The organism is Psychroserpens sp. SPM9, from assembly GCF_025153525.1.
In the GTDB taxonomy this organism is placed as follows: Bacteria; Bacteroidota; Bacteroidia; order Flavobacteriales; family Flavobacteriaceae; genus Psychroserpens.
Genome location: NZ_JANZNR010000002.1, coordinates 337,307 through 352,817, shown reverse-complemented (window position 1 = coordinate 352,817; position 15,511 = coordinate 337,307). Strand labels below are relative to the sequence as shown.

Annotated in this window: 15 protein-coding genes; 7 read left to right on the top strand and 8 right to left on the bottom strand. The window is 35.4% G+C overall.

Annotation, left to right across the window (positions count from 1 at the left end):
* Nucleotides 1-346: 346 nt before the first annotated feature.
* The 4 genes from N4270_RS05380 to N4270_RS05365 all read right to left on the bottom strand — a co-directional run bounded on the left by N4270_RS05380 (nt 347) and on the right by N4270_RS05365 (nt 4,604).
* A complete protein-coding gene (locus tag N4270_RS05380; RefSeq protein ID WP_260095910.1) occupies nt 347-2,245 on the bottom strand; it encodes an amidophosphoribosyltransferase in 1,899 nt (632 codons plus the stop codon).
* A gap of 90 nt (nt 2,246-2,335) precedes the next feature.
* A complete protein-coding gene (locus tag N4270_RS05375; protein WP_260095909.1) occupies nt 2,336-3,262 on the bottom strand; it encodes a PfkB family carbohydrate kinase in 927 nt (308 codons plus the stop codon).
* Nucleotides 3,263-3,316: 54 nt separating this feature from the next.
* Nucleotides 3,317-3,958, bottom strand: a complete 642-nt coding sequence (locus N4270_RS05370; RefSeq protein ID WP_260095908.1) for a ribonuclease H family protein — start codon at nt 3,956-3,958, stop codon at nt 3,317-3,319.
* An 82-nt stretch (nt 3,959-4,040) separates the two neighbouring features.
* Nucleotides 4,041-4,604, bottom strand: coding sequence for a phosphoribosylglycinamide formyltransferase (locus N4270_RS05365; protein WP_260095907.1), 564 nt, complete (start codon nt 4,602-4,604; stop codon nt 4,041-4,043).
* Nucleotides 4,605-4,789: 185 nt separating this feature from the next.
* On the opposite strand from N4270_RS05365, the gene N4270_RS05360 reads away from it, so the two are divergent.
* The 5 genes from N4270_RS05360 (at nt 4,790) to pyk (ending at nt 9,084) form a co-directional block, all read left to right on the top strand.
* Nucleotides 4,790-5,023: an acyl carrier protein gene (locus N4270_RS05360; protein WP_013750595.1), complete on the top strand. Its 234-nt coding sequence runs from the start codon at nt 4,790-4,792 to the stop codon at nt 5,021-5,023.
* Between the two features lie 12 nt (nt 5,024-5,035).
* Nucleotides 5,036-6,286: a beta-ketoacyl-ACP synthase II gene (gene fabF / locus N4270_RS05355; protein WP_260095905.1), complete on the top strand. Its 1,251-nt coding sequence runs from the start codon at nt 5,036-5,038 to the stop codon at nt 6,284-6,286.
* 7 nt (nt 6,287-6,293) lie between these two features.
* Nucleotides 6,294-7,037, top strand: a complete 744-nt coding sequence (rnc, locus tag N4270_RS05350) for a ribonuclease III (protein ID WP_260095904.1) — start codon at nt 6,294-6,296, stop codon at nt 7,035-7,037.
* 122 nt (nt 7,038-7,159) lie between these two features.
* Nucleotides 7,160-7,642 (top strand): IPExxxVDY family protein, encoded by a 483-nt coding sequence (locus tag N4270_RS05345; protein WP_260095903.1) that lies wholly within the window; start codon nt 7,160-7,162, stop codon nt 7,640-7,642.
* Nucleotides 7,642-9,084 carry a pyruvate kinase gene (gene pyk, locus N4270_RS05340; protein ID WP_260095902.1) on the top strand — a complete coding sequence of 481 codons (1,443 nt, stop codon included), beginning with the start codon at nt 7,642-7,644 and terminating at the stop codon, nt 9,082-9,084. The genes N4270_RS05345 and pyk overlap by 1 nt, the downstream gene beginning before the upstream one ends.
* 113 nt (nt 9,085-9,197) lie before the next feature.
* Here the strand turns inward: pyk and N4270_RS05335 are convergent, their stop codons facing one another.
* Nucleotides 9,198-10,193, bottom strand: a complete 996-nt coding sequence (locus N4270_RS05335) for a hypothetical protein (protein WP_260095901.1) — start codon at nt 10,191-10,193, stop codon at nt 9,198-9,200.
* 70 nt (nt 10,194-10,263) lie between these two features.
* The gene (gene dinB, locus N4270_RS05330) at nt 10,264-11,376 is read right to left on the bottom strand and encodes a DNA polymerase IV (RefSeq protein ID WP_260095900.1); all 1,113 of its coding nucleotides are present in this window, start codon (nt 11,374-11,376) and stop codon (nt 10,264-10,266) included.
* A gap of 32 nt (nt 11,377-11,408) precedes the next feature.
* Between dinB and N4270_RS05325 the strand changes: the two genes are divergently transcribed.
* Nucleotides 11,409-11,879: a CYTH domain-containing protein gene (locus N4270_RS05325; protein ID WP_260095899.1), complete on the top strand. Its 471-nt coding sequence runs from the start codon at nt 11,409-11,411 to the stop codon at nt 11,877-11,879.
* A gap of 47 nt (nt 11,880-11,926) precedes the next feature.
* Here the strand turns inward: N4270_RS05325 and N4270_RS05320 are convergent, their stop codons facing one another.
* On the bottom strand, nt 11,927-12,433 hold the full coding sequence (locus N4270_RS05320; RefSeq protein WP_260095898.1) for a heavy-metal-associated domain-containing protein: 507 nt from the start codon (nt 12,431-12,433) through the stop codon (nt 11,927-11,929).
* Between the two features lie 92 nt (nt 12,434-12,525).
* Here N4270_RS05320 and N4270_RS05315 point away from each other — a divergent pair, with 92 nt between their 5' ends.
* On the top strand, nt 12,526-13,404 hold the full coding sequence (locus N4270_RS05315; RefSeq protein ID WP_260096133.1) for a DMT family transporter: 879 nt from the start codon (nt 12,526-12,528) through the stop codon (nt 13,402-13,404).
* Between the two features lie 53 nt (nt 13,405-13,457).
* Here the strand turns inward: N4270_RS05315 and N4270_RS05310 are convergent, their stop codons facing one another.
* Nucleotides 13,458-15,503, bottom strand: coding sequence for a pitrilysin family protein (locus N4270_RS05310; RefSeq protein ID WP_260095897.1), 2,046 nt, complete (start codon nt 15,501-15,503; stop codon nt 13,458-13,460).
* Between the last annotated feature and the right edge of the window lie 8 nt (nt 15,504-15,511).

Here is a 15,511-nt window from a genome sequence, read left to right as displayed (position 1 = left end):
GCTTAAACGGAAAAAACGGTGGTCCTGAAGGTTGAACAGCTTGAATAAACATGAACTTTAAGTAATCATATAAATGCGTTGACTTGTAATGCGTTATAAAAAAACAAAACGGAAGTGATTTTTTTAGGTTTAATTTAAGAAGTGTTTAAACCTATGTCCATAAAAAAAGGTGAACAGAAGTTCACCTTTTTTTGCCCCAAATCTACCATGAACTTAACCTACTTATGTTATGGTGATACCAATGTATGTGTTTATTATCTAAGATTTGTTAAATATTAGACGAAATGCACTTTTATCGGGCGAAATGCACTTTTTTGGGATAAAGTGCCATAAATGAGCCGTTTATCTAATAAGCTCTTTCTTGATTTCCTTCATAAAAATTCACGAAAGCTCTGTTAACCACTCGGTTACCACCATCGGTTGGATAATTTCCAGTGAAATACCAATCTCCTAAATTTTTCGGACAGGCTTTATGTAGATTTTCTATAGGTTGAAAGATTGTCTTCACTTTTGCTTTTACAGTATCATCTGAAATTAACTCTGCAATCTTATCAGAAATTTCATCAGCTGTAAATTCACTATATAAGTCTTTGACAAAGTTTTTAACCTCACTATCTTTTAATTCCAGTTGAGCTTTACATTTATGATAGACCTCTTCAACTAAATGGTATTTGTCACGCTCTTTTAAAAGTTCCAGCATGGCTCTAAAAGCGATAAGGCTTTCAAGGTTAGCCATATCGATTCCGTAGCAATCAGGATATCTAATTTGCGGTGCTGAAGACACTACAACGATTTGTTTTGGATTCAAACGATCCATCATTTTAATGATACTCTTTTTGAGCGTAGTTCCTCTTACAATACTATCATCGATAATGACTAAATTGTCTGTTGATTTGATGACACCATAGGTTACATCATAAACGTGAGCAACCAAGTCATCCCGACTACTGTCTTCCGTAATAAACGTCCGAAGCTTAACATCTTTAATTGCAATCTTTTCAATGCGTGGTCGTTCTGAAAGAATTTCAGTGACACGTTCTGCAGATAGTTTCCCGTTACCATCTAAAATGGCCTGCGTTTTCTTTTCGTTTAAATGTTTTTCAACAGTTTCTATCATTCCGAAGAAAGACGTTTCCGCGGTATTTGGAATATAAGAAAACACGGTATTCTTAGTGTCGTTATCAATTGCCTCTAATACGTTTGGCATTAATAGTTTACCAAGGTTTTTACGTTCTTGATATATTTCGGCATCACTTCCGCGGGAAAAATAAATACGCTCGAAAGAACACGCTTTTCGTTCTAAAGGCGTTATGATTTCTTCAATATAAACCTCCCCAGATTTTTTAGTAATGATGGCATGACCAGGAGCTAGCTCTTTAACATCATCAAAATTGACATTAAAAACGGTTTGTATGACTGGACGCTCTGAAGCGACAACTACAATCTCATCGTCTTCATAGTAATAAGCTGGGCGAATCCCAGAAGGATCACGCAAAACAAACGAATCTCCATGGCCTAAAAGTCCTGCCATCGCATAACCACCATCCCAGTTTTTTGATGATTTTTTTAAGATTTTAGCAACATTAAGTCGTTCGGCAATTAGTGGCGAACACTCGTTTTTATTATAACCTTCTTTTTTAAGTTTTTTATAAATCTTAGCGACTGCATCGTCTAAAAAATGACCAATTTTTTCCATTATAGTAATGGTATCAGCCTTTTCTTTTGGGTGCTGACCTAATTGTACCAAACCATCAAACAACTGATTTACATTAGTCATATTAAAATTACCAGCTACGATAAGATTTCTATGCATCCAGTTATTTTGTCTTAAAAAAGGGTGAACACTTTCAACACTGTTTTTTCCAAACGTTCCGTAGCGTACATGTCCTAACAGTAATTCGCCAACATAGGGAATATGTCTTTTTTGTAAGGCTACATCGTTTTGATATTCGGGATGTTCGGTAAGCTCATCATTTATACGCTCATTAATTTGAGCAAAAATATCTTGTATAGGTTGCTGCGCAATAGAGCGTACACGACTTATATAACGCTCTCCAGGTTTGGTATCTAATTTTATGCTTGCAAATCCAGCACCATCTTGTCCGCGATTGTGCTGTTTTTCCATCATGAGATACATTTTATTAACGCCGTAAAATGCACTACCATATTTTTCTTTATAATACTCTAATGGTTTTTTAAGTCTTATGAGTGCAATTCCGCATTCATGTTTTAAAGCATCGCTCATTGTTGTGTTGTTGTTTTTGCGTGTACCAAAATTATAAAATTTCGGATTTAGTATTAATTAAAAAACGCGCTCAATGTTGAGCGCGTTGGTTTATGATAATTCAATATTAAACTGTGTAAGTCGTTTAAACTCTTTTAATCGGTATTCGACATCGTCTTTAGATATGTTTTGCATACGCTCTGTACCAAATTTCTCGACACAGAATGAGGCTAATGTGGAGCCGTAAATGACAGCGTTTTTCATATTTTCAAACGAATAGTCTTCTGTTTTTGCTAAATAACCCGCAAATCCACCAGCAAAAGTATCTCCTGCACCTGTTGGGTCAAACACTTCTTCTAACGGTAAAGCTGGAGCGTAAAACATATGGTCATTATGAAATAATAATGCGCCATGTTCTCCTTTTTTAATCACGACATATTGAGGACCCATTTCATGAATTTTACGAGCAGCGACCACCAGAGAGTATTCTCCTGTAAGTTGTCGGGCTTCTTCATCGTTAATGGTAATCACATCAATATTTTTTATAACCGCATGTAAATCGTCAAGCGCAATATCCATCCAGAAATTCATTGTGTCTAAAATAGCAAGCTTAGGCTTCTTGGCCATTTGATCAAGTACACTTTGCTGTGTAAGCGGATGTAAATTTCCGAGCATCACAACTTCTGCATCTTGATAAGCTTCCGGAACGACAGGATTAAAATGCTCTAAAACATTCAGCTCTGTCACTAAGGTATCTCTCGAGTTCATATCGTTATGATATTTCCCACTCCAGAAGAAGGTTTTGCCGTCTTTTACGATTTCAACACCTTCAATATTAATGTTTTTGTTTACTAATAAATCTAAATATTCCTGAGGAAAATCACCACCAACAACCGAAACTGCTGCTGCATCTACATCAAAATGAGAAGCCGCTAAACCAATAAAGGTTGCAGCACCACCAAGAATTTTGTCTGTTTTTCCGAAAGGGGTTTCGATAGCGTCAAAAGCGACCGTACCTACTATAACTAATTTGCTCATAAAGCGTTTAAAATTTGCTGCAAATATACATTTTTTAAGGACTAAAAAGCGAATTTATTTTCGACCAAAATCTGCAGGAATTTCACCCCAAGCTTTGGTTTCCCATTTTACAATGGTTGTGTTGTATGTATTGTTTTTTAACCAATCTACGGCACGATCAACCAATTCGAATAAGGTTTTATTTTTTGCATTACGCTCTAGTTTGGTATTACAGGTTTTTTTCCGCACCCAACTCATGGCTGTTTTTGAGTCGGTATAAATAATAAAGTCACTGTTTTTCTTTTTCAAAAAAGCCAAACCATGTACAATAGCTAAAAATTCACCAATATTATTTGTCCCTTCTTCAAAAGGACCTTGAATAAATAACTGTTTTTTTGATTTGGTCTCTACACCACGATATTCCATTTTACCAGGATTACCTGAAGAGGCTGCGTCAACTGAGATAGACTTATAATTAGGCTGACCAATTTTTTTGAGTTGTGCTTCGGAAAGTTCGCTGGTAAATTTTTTGCTCTTGCCAATATAATCTTTATAGTTGCCTTTTAAGGCTTTTTTTGCAGCGTCAAAAGTGGCAAAGGATTTATACTGTGCCCCTTGAAAATCCTTGATTTGTGCTTTACAGTCATCCCAAGATTCAAAAACACCAGTGTGGTGTCCTTTCCAAACCGTATAATATTTTTTCTTTTTTTTACTCATCTTTAGCACTCACGAAAGTGGGTGTCTCTTTATATTATTTTGCACTTCATAGCATCTCGACTCTGCTCGATGTGACAGTCATTTATTTTAAAAGCTTTTCCACAACCTTCGGAAAATGTTCCATCTCTAATGTATGAATTTTAGCAGCAACCTCTTCAGCAGTATCCGTTGCATTTACCTTGCATTTCGCCTGAAAAATAATCGCACCTTCGTCATAATGTTCATTTACATAATGAATAGTGATTCCTGTTTCTGGTTCTTTGTTAGCAACAATAGCTTTATGAACATGCATGCCATACATGCCTTTTCCGCCATATTTTGGAAGTAAGGCTGGATGAATGTTAATCACTTTATTAGGAAACTCTGCCAAAATGCTTTCAGGAAATTTCCAGAGAAAACCAGCTAAGACAATTAAACTAGGCTGAACAGATTTTAGAATGTTAAGGACATCACTTGTTTCGGTAAATGCTATTTTGTTGAATGACAGTGCGCTAACCTTTAGTTTTTTGGCACGATCTAAAACTTTGGCATGAGGATTGTTAGTGAGTACCTGAATAACAGAAGCATTTTCTCTGTTGTGAAAAAACTTAATTAAATTTTCAGCATTGGTTCCACTTCCGGACGCAAAGATTACAATACGTTTCATTTACAGACAATCGGTTACTATTATTCAGAACAAAAAAAAGAATAATAATTAACAATTAGAACGCAAAAGCTAAAATCTTCAAAGTAATTTTAGTAAATTACAATCACATTTTTAAATTAAAGGTGTGTATTGAAATAAAGTTTTTTTATTTTTGCGACCTAATTAAAACTTAAAATTAAAAAATTATGTCAGACATTGCATCAAGAGTAAAAGCGATTATCGTAGACAAATTAGGAGTTGATGAAAACGAAGTTGTTACTGAAGCGAGCTTCACAAACGATTTAGGAGCAGATTCATTAGATACTGTCGAGTTAATCATGGAATTTGAAAAAGAATTCGATATTCAAATCCCAGACGATCAAGCTGAAAATATTGCAACAGTTGGTCAAGCTGTATCTTATATAGAAGAAGCAAAATAAGAACTTTATTTTATGGAATTAAAGCGAGTAGTAGTTACCGGTTTAGGTGCACTTACACCAATAGGCAATACCAAAGATGAATATTGGGATGCACTTGTTAGTGGTAAAAGTGGCGCTGCACCTGTGACGCATTTTGATGCTGAAAAGTTCAAAACGCAGTTCGCTTGTGAAGTAAAAAACTTTGAAGTTACTGACTTTATTGATAGGAAATTAGCAAAGCGAATGGATAAGTTTTCGCAGTATGCAATGGTGGCTTCAGATGAAGCTATCGCAGACTCGAAACTTGATCTTGATGCTGTAGACAAATTAAGAGTTGGCGTTATTTGGGGAGCTGGTATTGGTGGCTTAGAAACATTTCAAGAAGAAGTGCTAAACTATGCGGCTGGTGATGGTACACCTCGTTTTAACCCGTTCTTTATTCCAAAAATGATTGCCGATATAGCTCCAGGAAACATATCTATTAAATATGGTTTCATGGGCCCTAACTATACAACAGTTTCTGCTTGTGCGTCCTCTGCCAATTCAATGATTGATGCCTTAAACACAATACGTTTAGGTCATTGCGATGTCATTATTACTGGTGGAAGTGAAGCAGCAGTAACGATTGCTGGTATGGGAGGTTTTAACGCCATGCACGCTATGTCTACTCGTAATGATAGCCCAGAAACAGCTTCCAGACCATTTGATGCTAACCGTGACGGTTTTGTATTAGGTGAAGGAGCAGGTGCTATCGTTTTAGAAGAGTACGAACATGCCAAAGCTAGAGGTGCTAAAATTTATGCTGAAGTTGTAGGTGGTGGGTTATCGTCTGATGCCTATCATATGACTGCGCCACATCCTGACGGAATTGGTGTTGTTGCAGTTATGAAAAATTGTTTGCAGAATGCTGGTTTGAATCCTGAAGATGTAGATCACATTAATACACACGGAACATCAACACCTTTAGGAGATGTTGCCGAATTAAAAGCTATATCTGAAGTATTTGGAAGCCACGCTAAAACTATAAATATTAATTCTACTAAATCTATGACAGGTCACTTGTTGGGAGCTGCGGGAGCTATTGAAGCTATTGCTTCTATTTTAGCTATGGAGCATGGTATTGTACCGCCAACAATCAATCATGAAACGGTTGACGAAAACATAGATCCAGAATTAAATTTAACACTCAATAAAGCTCAGAAAAGAGATATTAAAGTTGCAATGAGTAATACGTTTGGATTTGGCGGTCATAACGCTTGTGTATTATTCAAAAAAATAGATTAAATCCCGAATGAGTTTCATTCGTAACATACTAAAAAATTCCCGTGCTGATAAAGGCGGGAATTTTTTTTTATTACTCAACACTATTTTAGGCTATAAGGTCAAAAATAAATCCCTCTACATTAAAGCATTCACGCATCGTTCTATGAATATTAAGGACAAAAAAGGAAATGCAATAAATTATGAAAGGCTTGAGTTTGTTGGAGACGCTATGTTAAGTGCAGTAATTGCTGCCTATTTATTCGAAAAAGTACCTCATGGCGATGAAGGTTATCTTACAAAAATGCGCTCTAAAGTAGTAAGTAGAGAACACCTTAATGAATTAGGTAAGGAGTTGAAACTGATTGATTTAGTGGAAAGTAAAATTCCGAAATCTAACTTCGGAAATAATATTCACGGCAACCTTTTTGAAGCGCTTGTTGGTGCTATTTATTTAGATAAAGGTTATAAGTATTGTGAACAGTTTATTTACAAACGCGTCATTAAACCTCATGTCGATATCGAGACTTTAGAAGGACGTGTAATCAGTTATAAAAGTTTGCTTATAGAATGGTGTCAAAAAGAAAAAAAGACCTTTGATTACAATGTGTATGAAGACACAGGAAATGACGATTTAAAGCATTTTTCGGTTAAGCTGTCTATTGATGATAAAGTTGTTTCTAAAGCGCGAGCGACTTCAAAAAAGAAAGCCGAAGAAAAAGCTTCCAAACGTGCATTTTTTGCCTTTCAGAAAGAAATTACTAAAGGGTTTTAAATCCTCTAAATAAATTTCATTAACTACAACGTTTTCGTTGCTATACGTGTTATAAGATTAACCAAAACTTCACAATTAAATAGCTTTTATATACTATATTTACAACTTGTATTTGATTAATTATGGCATTACACAAGTTAGTTGTTGACGATTTTTATGATGCTTCTTTTTCACTGTTAGCGATTCATTGTAGACTAGAAGATTATCGATTAGCCTATCTTTTAAATAAACATTTAGGGCTTAATTTAGTTCGAAAACCTCAAGACCTGGATTACAATTATTTTGCAGCATCCTTTTCAATTTATGAATGGGAAAACACAAAATTTGATACGGTTTGGAATTTAGTTTCAAACGTATGTAAAAAAGAAGAAGCTGCGCTCCAAAGTTCAGGGTCATTGTTTCAAAACCCAACAACAATTAGAAGAACTGTTAATCTTTTACCCGAATTAAAAACTGTAGATTATCTCATTAAAGTGTCTAATGAACACCGCCATTTTAACGAGAAATTAATTTTAAATAAAATTCAATCTATACCTCAAGTTATTACAACTTATAGTGTAGATATTGACCAAATAAAATCTAAAGACCACCTAATTTTTGACTAATGTTACGAACCAAGAAAACTAAAATAGTAGCCACCTTAGGACCAGCAACTAGCAGCAAAGAAGTGCTTAAAAACATGTTGATTGAAGGTGCCAATGTATTTCGAATCAATTTTTCTCATGCCGATTATAAAGATGTTGAAGAGCGCGTGAAAATGATTAGAGACTTAAACGAAGAGTTTGGTTTTAACGCTTCGATTCTTGCCGATTTGCAAGGCCCAAAACTACGAGTTGGAGTCATGAAAGGGGAAGTTATTGTTAACGAAGGAGACGAAATTATTTTTGCCACAGGAAAACGTTTTGAAGGCACCAAAGAACGTGTGTATATGACTTATGACAAGTTTCCTCAAGATGCTAAACCTGGAGAACGTATTCTTTTAGATGATGGAAAATTAATTTTTGAAGTCGTTTCTACTGATAGAAAGTCTGAAGTCAAAGCCAAAGTGATTCAAGGTGGACCTCTGCGTTCTAAAAAAGGCGTGAATCTTCCAAATACGAACATTTCTCAACCAGCTTTAACTGAAAAGGATGTTGAAGATGCTATTTTCGCCTGTGGTTTAAAAGTGGATTGGATGGCTTTATCTTTTGTTCGTCATGCTGAAGATTTAATGCAACTCGAAGAACTTATTAAAGAACATAGCGATCATAAAATTCCGATTATTGCCAAAATCGAAAAACCCGAAGCTGTAGAAAATATCGATAAGATTGTAGCCTATTGTGATGGTTTGATGGTGGCTCGTGGTGATTTAGGTGTTGAAATTCCTGCGGAAGAAGTACCATTAATTCAGAAAAAATTAGTGTTACGCGCTAAACGTGCTAGAATTCCGGTAATCATTGCAACTCAAATGATGGAAACCATGATAACTAGTTTAACACCAACACGTGCTGAGGTTAATGATGTAGCCAATTCGGTTATGGATGGCGCCGATGCAGTGATGTTATCTGGTGAAACTTCGGTTGGAAGTTATCCGGTTCAGGTGATTCGTCAAATGGCAAATATTATTCGAAGTGTTGAAGATTCAGACTTAATTAAAGTTCCGCAATCACCTCCACACATTAAAACCAAGCGTTACATTACAAAATCTATTTGTTACCACGCTGCTCATATGGCAAATGAAATTAGTGCAAAAGCCATTTCAACATTAACCAATTCGGGCTATACCGCATTTCAAATTTCGGCCTGGAGACCATCTGCTCATATTTTAGTATTTACTTCTAATAAGCGCATCTTAACACAACTCAGTTTGCTTTGGGGTGTTGAAGCCTTTTACTACGATAAGTTTGTAAGTACAGACGAAACCATTGAAGACGTAAATGCCATTGCCTGTAAAAAAGGCTATCTTGAGGTTGGTGACATGCTCATTAGTTTAGCAGCTATGCCAATTCAGGATAAGGGAATGGTAAATACTTTAAGAGTTACCGAAATTACAAGTTGTAGTTTTTAAATTGGGTGTTACCCAAAAGTCGTGCTTTACTCATTAATGTTATTTTAGAGTAATGAATATTTCACACGTTTTTTGATGTTCATCTTATGAAAAGCGTGGTTGTTTTTAATGACTTATTGGGAAATTAAATCGGTAATATCCACTTTATAAATGCGACTCGAGCCATTATCATACCTGTTGATTTCAGTCAAAAGTTCATTATAATTGGTATATCCTGCGTCCTTTTTTTCAACATAACTTCTTCGGCTTGTAAAATAGAGCGTTCCGGTTACAGTATTTACAAACGGACAATAATCTGTGTGTTCTGAATTGATAGTTGCTCCTAAGTTTACAGCCGTTTGCCATTTGCCTTGTTCTCGTTTGCTCATATATAAATCACCACTTCCAATTCCGTCAGGTCTACGCCAACCGCTAAATAAAATATAAGATTCATCAGGAGCTACATAAGCATTAAACTCAGCACCTTTGGTATTGACACCTTCACTCAAAGCTATGGGTTCTTCGTAGCTGTTGCCATTCCAGCGGCTCATAAAAATATCATCTTGTCCATTCATACCTTCTTTGATGGCTGTGAAATAAAGGTTTTTAGATAAAGTAATCGCAGGATAAAATTCATCATAAGTTGAATTTACGGGCGCTTTGATATGCTTAGGTTCAGACCATTTGCTGTCTTTTTGAGAACGTTCGACATACCAAATATCAAAGTCTTTTGTATGAGTACTGTCTTTAGAAACAGGTCGGTTAGAAGCAAAATAAAGTTGTAAACCGTCAGGCGACAAATAAGGCTCTAAATCTATATATTGTCCAGAAAAACTGGTGATTTTAGGTTCGCTCCATGCGTTGTTCTCCTTTTGTATACGCATGATAACAGAAAGTTCTCGTGCTGGACTTAATAAAGTGAAATAAGCTTCATTCCCTTCAGTATTAATTGTAAAATCTCTCACATTGATAAACTGAGAAAAAAGCTCTGGAGCAACAGGATGAACTGCTCCTTCTTTGGACACGATGTTTTTAGTTTTAACAGGTTTTTCTTCTTGGCTCTCTGCCTGATTTTGATCCTTACAATTCCATAGTAACAGGCTTAATATGGCGATAATTACATACTTCATAGGGATTGGTTTTAGCTTAAATTTATAAACAATATCTTAAAATAGTGATATGGTTAACAAGATTTAGCATTTAAAAATCAAATTTAAGCTGTACACTTACCATTTTATCTAGGTCGGCTTTGGGCTTTTCTTTTTTGTTTTTTTCAGTATTTAAATTAGATAGCGAAATGCCCAGCAAACGTACAGAATTACTCATTTTTTCTTGATACAATAAATCTTTAGCCGTTTCTAAAATCAAACTTTTGTCACTAATATAATAGGCTAGAGTTTTACTTCGGGTTTGTAATGTAAAATCGCTGTATTTGATTTTTAGAGTGATGGTTTTTCCAGCCACTTTACTTTTTTGGAGTCGTTTGGCAACTTCTTCAGCAATATGATCTAGCTTTTCGAGCATAAAGATTTCCGAGGATAAATTTTCGCTAAAGGTACGTTCGGCTGCTAGGGATTTCCTGATGCGATTTGGCTTCACTTCACTGTTTTGAATCCCGCGAACAATGTAATAATAATAACGTCCCGATTTTCCGAAGTTTTCATCGAGATATTCAAGAGATTTAGCTTTTAAATCTTTGCCTGTAAAAATGCCTTTTTGGTACATTTTTTCGGCAGTAACTTTTCCAACACCGTAAAACTTTCGAATATCCAAATCTTCTAAAAACTGAAGTACCTCCTCGGGATTCACTGTTTTTTGTCCGTTAGGCTTATTGTAATCGCTGGCAACTTTAGCAATAAATTTATTGATAGAAATACCAGCCGATGCTGTTAAACCAACCTCATTAAAAATGCGCGTTCTAATTTCTTGAGCTAATAATGACGCACTTGGGTTTCCTTTTTTGTTTTCGGTAACGTCTAAATAAGCTTCATCAAGAGAAAGCGGTTCCACTAAATCAGTATAGTCATAAAATATGCGTCGGACTTTTTTAGAAATTTCGGTATAACGTGCAAAATCGGTTCGAACAAAGATCAGTTCCGGACATAATTTTATGGCCAAGCGTCCAGACATGGCACTTTTAACACCAAATTTCCGAGCCTCATAACTGGCAGCACTAATAACACCACGAGTACCACCACCTCCAACCGCAATAGGTTTACCTTTAAGTTTAGGGTTATCCATTTGCGCTACAGAAGCGTAAAACGCATCCATATCGACATGAATAATTTTTCTTATTGGTAAATTGTTAAGCATAGTGTAAATTTAGACATTAAATGTCTTTTTTAATGATAGAAATAGAACGTAAATTTTTAGTGAATTCTCAAGATTTTATAGCTGATTCTCATTTACAAACTCGAATTGTTCAGGGGTTTTTGAATACGCATCCAGACCGAACTGTTAGAGTAAGGCTTAAAGGTGACAAAGGGTTTTTAACCGTTAAAGGGCGTTCTTCGAGTGATGGTGTATCGCGTTTTGAATGGGAAAAAGAAATTTCAAAAAAAGATGCTGAAGCTTTATTAAAGATTTGTGAAACAGGGGTTATTGATAAAATAAGGTATGAGGTTCAGGTTGGAGATCATGTGTTTGAAGTAGATGTATTTTTAGAAGACAATGAAGGTTTAATTATAGCAGAAGTTGAATTAAATCATCAAGATGAAGTCTATAACATACCCAAATGGTTAGGGCAGGAAGTTACAGGCGATGAGCGGTATTACAATTCGCAATTGAGTTTGTATCCTTACAAATCCTGGTCATAAAAAAGCCACTCTGTTTGAGTGGCTCTTTTCATTATATAAATGTTGGGTTATGCTTTTCCAGCACAACAGTCTTTTTTACAATCTTCGGCACAGGCCATTTTTTCTTTCTCAGTTTTATTGGCACAACAAGCTTTTCCTTCGCCTTTACATTCGTATTTTTCAGAAGAAAATGATGTTACTGTTTTCATGTCTTTCACTTTGTAAGTGTCTCCTGCTTTTGCAACCGCTTCTTCTAAGGTTGTTGGTGTAACCATAGCTTCGTCATATTCAACCATGGCGAGTTCTTTGTCAAAATCGACCTTAGCAGATTTGACGCCATCCATTTTTGCTATTTTCTTTTCGATAGATTTTGCACAACCCATAGCGCAGGTCATTCCTTCGATACCAAATTCTGCTTTGGCATAGGTAGCGTTAGGATCTAATTTTTTTGCAGCATTCGTATTTATTTCTGACGAAGTTTCAACAGTTTTCACCTCAGGTGTTGTTTCGCTTTTACAAGCCACCATTGATACAGAAATTAATGCAATCGCTACTATATTTTTTAATGTCTTCATAGTTATTTTAAATAGAATTATGAACAAACTTAATAAATATTGATGTTCCTTGCATGAAAATTAACGAATTTTGTGAATTACTTAAGACACCTATGGGAAAAATCAACGTTAAGTGGGTTTACCTGCTGATTTTATCGATAATCTGGGGAAGCTCCTTCATTCTAATCAAAAAATCTTTACTGGGATTAACGCCTTATCAATTGGGAGCGTTGCGGACCATCATCACTGGGATTTTTTTATTTGCTGTAGGTTTAAAAAGCTTAAAACGGATAAAAAAAAGAGAATGGAAATGGATTGTAATTTCGGGGTTTTTAGGATCATTTATTCCAGCCTTTTTATTTGCCATTGCCGAAACCGAAATTGATAGTGCTATCGCTTCTATTTTAAATTCTTTAGTGCCACTCAATACCGTATTATTTGGTTTTGCGGTTTTTAAAATAGCGTCTACCAAACGTCAGATATTAGGTGTGATTATTGGTTTTATTGGCACGAGTATATTAATTTTAAAAGGTGCTGATTTAAATCCGAATCAAAATTATTTATATGCTGGTTTTGTGATTATCGCAACTGTGATGTACGCTTTAAATGTCAACATCATAAAAAAACACCTTCAGAATACATCGCCTTTAAGTATTGCTACTGGTAATTATGTGGCCATATTTATACCAGCATTACTTATTTTATTAGGCACCGATTTTTTTACCGAGCATACCTATCAAAATCCAGATTTTCAAATGTCTGTTGTGTATGTGGTGATTTTATCATTTTTTGGTACTGCACTTGCGAAAGTGTTGTTTAATACCTTGGTACAGATTTCGACACCAGTGTTTGCGTCATCAGTTACTTATTTAATGCCTATCGTCGCTTTGGGTTGGGGATTATTAGATGGCGAAAGCTTTAGTGTGATACAGGTATTAGCCAGTGGGATTATTCTTTTAGGCGTGTATTTAGCGCATAAGCGAAAGCCATAAAAAAAATCCGAAGTATATACTCCGGATTTTTTTAATATGATATGTGCTAGGATTTAGTCAAAATCGGCATCACTCACACCTTCATTTACTTTAATTTCTTTGATTTTGAAATCAAAACGTCTTGGGCCCATAGTTTGACCAATAGTAAACGGAAACTTAATTCCAGCCACTTCTTTATAATCTGAATAGAATGTAGATTGAGAACCAGCTTCACTAGTTTTAAGCTCTTTAATTTTTAAACCAGTTTCAACATTGTAGTAGATGCTTGTAACATCGTCAACTTTGATTTTATAAGCTTTTACACCCTCTACCATTTCAATTTTTTCAAGAGTCACATCACCATTTAGATAGTTAACTTCTGGGAAAGGCGAAGATTCTATTTGAGCTTCTTTTACTTCATCTTCAGTCATTTCTTTCTTTTGTCCTTGAGCAAACGAGTAACCAGAATTACCATCTAAAACCTGTTTTTGAGATTGTCCCATCACATTGATTTCTTGAAGCATTTGATTCTTTACGGTTTTCTTCATTGCTAAATTCATCATCATACCTGGCTGTAATTCAGCTTCAGCAGTCATGTAAACAGAATTTACTTTATCAAGAGCAGCACGACCTCCTATGGCATCAATATAGGCTTGCATTACTTTGCTAGCATCCATATCGGCAGGCATTTCTATATCGTAAGTTGGCTTTTCTGTTTCGTTAGCATAAGCATCATAATACTTGATAGGAATTCCTGTTTTTTCAAGATTTTCTAAAACTTCACTTCCCTTTCCAACGACAACAATACGTGCGTTTTCAGTTTTAAAGTATTTGTTAGCAACACGTTTTACATCATCAGCTGTAACGGCATTGATTTTTTGTAAATAGGTGGTGTAAAAATCTTCAGGAAGATCGTTTAATTTAATATTTAGTGCATAACGAGCTATGGTTTGTGGGCTTTCTAAAGCCATAACAAATTGACCAACATAAGCCGCTTTTACATTTTTAAGTGTTTCCTGATCTACAAGTTCTGTTTTAATACGGTTTATTTCTTTTAAGGTATTCACAACTGCACTATCTGTTACCATATTTCTAACGGCAGCACCAGCACTAAATCGAGAAGCGTATTTGTCTGTACCAACACTAGAACGAGCACCATAAGTATACCCATGTTTTTCACGAAGGTTCATATTTAAATAACTGTTAAAGTCACCACCAAAAATTCGGTTAGCAATTAAAACAGAATGGTAGTCGGCATCTTTCGTTTCTAAATCCACATTGTTAGTCACAGAAATGTTAGACTGAACAGCATTAGGCATGTCTACGAAGTTAATTTGTGTATACTGAGCGTTAGGCGCTTCATTAGGAACCGTGTAATCTACACCTACAGATTTTTCCCATTTACTAAAATGTTTTTCAATCTGCTTTTTAATGTCTTTGTAATCAACATCACCAACCACTACTAAATAAGCGTTGTTTGGATTAAAGTATTTTTCATAAAAGGCTACAGCATCTCCAAATGTTACGTTTTTAACAGTTTCTTCGGTCGTAAATTCACCGTAAGGATGTTTTTTTCCATACGATAAAGCGGCACCTACTCGGCTTGCAACAGCGTCTACACTTTTTTCGTTGGTTTTAAGACCTTCGATAAGTTTTTCTTTTTCTTTCTCGAATTCTTCTTCAGTTAATAATGGATTGATAGCTGCATCTGCCATTAATTCTAAAATGCGATCAGAGTATTTCGATAAAGAACTCGCAAAGCCACCACTAAAACTAAAATTGATTCGTGCTCCTAAAAAGTCAACCTCTTCATTAAATTCATCTTTAGAGATGTTTTTCGTTCCGTTACCCATCATGGCACCAATTAAACTTTCAACACCGGCTTTTTCGCCAACAGTCATTGGTTTGTTGTCAATAGTTAACGAATACGAAACTCTAGGAAGTTTGTGGTTTTCGACAACTAAAACAGTTAATCCGTTTTTAAGTTTAAATTCTTCAGGTTTCTCCAGAGAAATTTTTGGAGCTGGTCCTGGTTCTGGCATTTTTGAGCGGTCTAGTTGGGCAAAAGCACCAGCAGACATTAAAAATGCGACTAATAATATTGATATTTTAAATTTCATTTTCATCT